Origin of the sequence: Mycobacterium hubeiense (genome assembly GCF_002838065.1) — a bacterium.
GTDB lineage: Bacteria > Actinomycetota > Actinomycetes > Mycobacteriales > Mycobacteriaceae > Mycobacterium > Mycobacterium hubeiense.
In genome coordinates this window covers 1-1,990 of record NZ_PIZU01000100.1, presented here as the reverse complement: position 1 = coordinate 1,990, position 1,990 = coordinate 1, and the positions used below count along the sequence as shown (strand labels likewise).

General features: G+C 61.4%; 2 protein-coding genes. Both read right to left on the bottom strand.

Going from position 1 to position 1,990, the window contains the following annotated elements; genetic code table 11:
• Nucleotides 1–427: 427 nt before the first annotated feature.
• Nucleotides 428–1,090, bottom strand: coding sequence for a hypothetical protein (locus tag CWS39_RS28090; RefSeq protein WP_142386981.1), 663 nt, complete (start codon nt 1,088–1,090; stop codon nt 428–430).
• A gap of 227 nt (nt 1,091–1,317) precedes the next feature.
• Nucleotides 1,318–1,845 carry a hypothetical protein gene (locus tag CWS39_RS28085; RefSeq protein WP_102146091.1) on the bottom strand — a complete coding sequence of 176 codons (528 nt, stop codon included), beginning with the start codon at nt 1,843–1,845 and terminating at the stop codon, nt 1,318–1,320.
• Nucleotides 1,846–1,990: the final 145 nt, after the last annotated feature.

The following is a 1,990-nucleotide window of genomic DNA, read 5'->3' as shown; positions in this document are numbered from 1 at the left end:
GGGGGCGGGTGCCTCAACCCAGGTTGGCAGAGAGGGTTGCCGTAATGGCGCATGTGTTGCCTGGTGGCCAGAGCCCTGTCGGTGGGCGGCTGGATGCTCCACAAATGGTAGGGCAGATCGGAACTCGATTCGCCTATCGGCTTACCCGAGTGGGGTACAGCCCGCTTGAAACCCGGATAAACGTTGTTGGCATCGAAGGCCATGTCGCCGACCCGATGCGACTCCAGGTAGGCCCGTAACGGTACGGCCGGCCCCGATAGCAGGTCGATGCCGGGTTCCGCGGTCCATCGAAACCTAAAGCCGTCTAACGTTGCTGGCCAATTCGCAAACGGTGGTCCAGTCGGCGCCGCGTCGTCACCTCCCCGACAGCCCGTCATCACCATCAGCAACAGCAGGGCAGTGCACAGACGTACGAACGACATGGCGGTCACGCGGTATTGCCCGGCCAGCCCGGCACCGGAGGCTCGGCTGTTGGTGGAGTGTCGAACTGACTGGTGTAGAAGGCCTGCCGTTGGGCGGCATCATGCGGCATTCGATCTAGACACCGCTGTCTGAGTTCCTGGTACCTAGGATCGGGTCCGGGTCCGTTCGTCGGTCCCCACGATGTATTGGGACTGGCGCCGGTGATGTGCCATGGGCCGAACACGTCACCCAGAGGCGCCGGATTAGGCCCCTTTTGGGGGGCGGTCACCATCGGCGGCGCATCTGGGTCCGATTGTGTCGGGCGATCGGTGAACTCGACTCGCCACACGTCAATTGCAGCATTATCGAGATCGGGATTGGGATACTTCTCGGTCGGGGCCAAGAGGGGCACGTAGCTGCCGGGCTTTTCGGCCTCGTGGAAGATCCGATAGAGGCCATCGCACACATATGCGCGGTACCCGCTGTCGATAGGGGTCAGTTCGAGGATGTGGAAGTACTCGTTGCCGTAGAACGGCATTGGCCGCTCGAAGACCAGCGCAGAGTCGGTGGCCGGCTGGATGGACCACAACTCGAATGGCAGATCCGACGTCGATTTGTCGATAGGCTTACCCACGTCCGGCACGGCGCGTTTGAACCCCGGATACACATTGTCCGCGTCGAAGGTCATGTCCCCGATCCGATGAGACTCGAGATAGCCGCGCAACGGCACGGCCGGGCCCGACAGCAGGTCGATACCGGGTTCGGCCGACCACCGAAACCGGAGCCCGTCAAGCGGCTTCGGCCAGTTTGCAAACGCTGGTTCGGGTTGTGTGGGCGGTCCGTCGGCACCGTGACATCCCGCCACCCCGAGCGTTAGCAACAGCGCAACACACCATCGCCCAACGGATTTGATGATCATTTGCCAGGCTCGGCGGGTGGTTTGGGCAACGCGTCGCGGTAGCGGTCCTCGTAGTCTTCGATCCCGAACTTGACCGACGGGTCGATGCCCTCGAAATAGTTGGTGAAGGCGCTACTGAAGTGGGTTGAGTTGACTTCGGGCGCATCGAGAGGCTTGAGTTGCCCTGTCGCAGGGTCGATTAACCCATACTTTTCGAATGCGCTCGCGTCACCAATGTGGTTGTTGAGAAGCTCCTGGGCGATGGAGTGCTGCAAGGCATCAGATGTGCCCATCGTGACGGGGGTAGGGGCGTTCGGTTTTGGCGCGTCGCCGACAAACATGTCTTGGAGGGCATCGTCGGAAACGCCATCGAGAATCTGCTGCACCCCCGGCACGTTGGCGCCAAGGGATTCTGCAAGCTGAAACCACTGCTTCCTATTCTCAAAGGCATTCTGCGCGGCCGCGTTGGCATCGCCGATGGCGTCGTTGGCGGCGACGTTGGCGGCCGCTTCGATAACACCGCGTTGGGTGCCTGCCGACTCCAAGTCGCCTGTATCGACCAGGCCGCCGTCGATGATGGACTGCTCGAAATTGTGTTGGTATTGCAGGCTATTCAGGTAGGCCTGACTGTTGAGAGTGGCGGCGGCGTCTGAGATATTGTCAAGACCTGTGGATCGGGGTTTTCAGGCG

Bases quoted from the DNA above. Each gene is read 5' to 3' on its own strand.
- CWS39_RS28090 (WP_142386981.1), bottom strand. From the start codon at position 1,090: ATGACCTTCGACGCGGACAATGTGTATCCGGGGTTCAAACGCGCCGTG.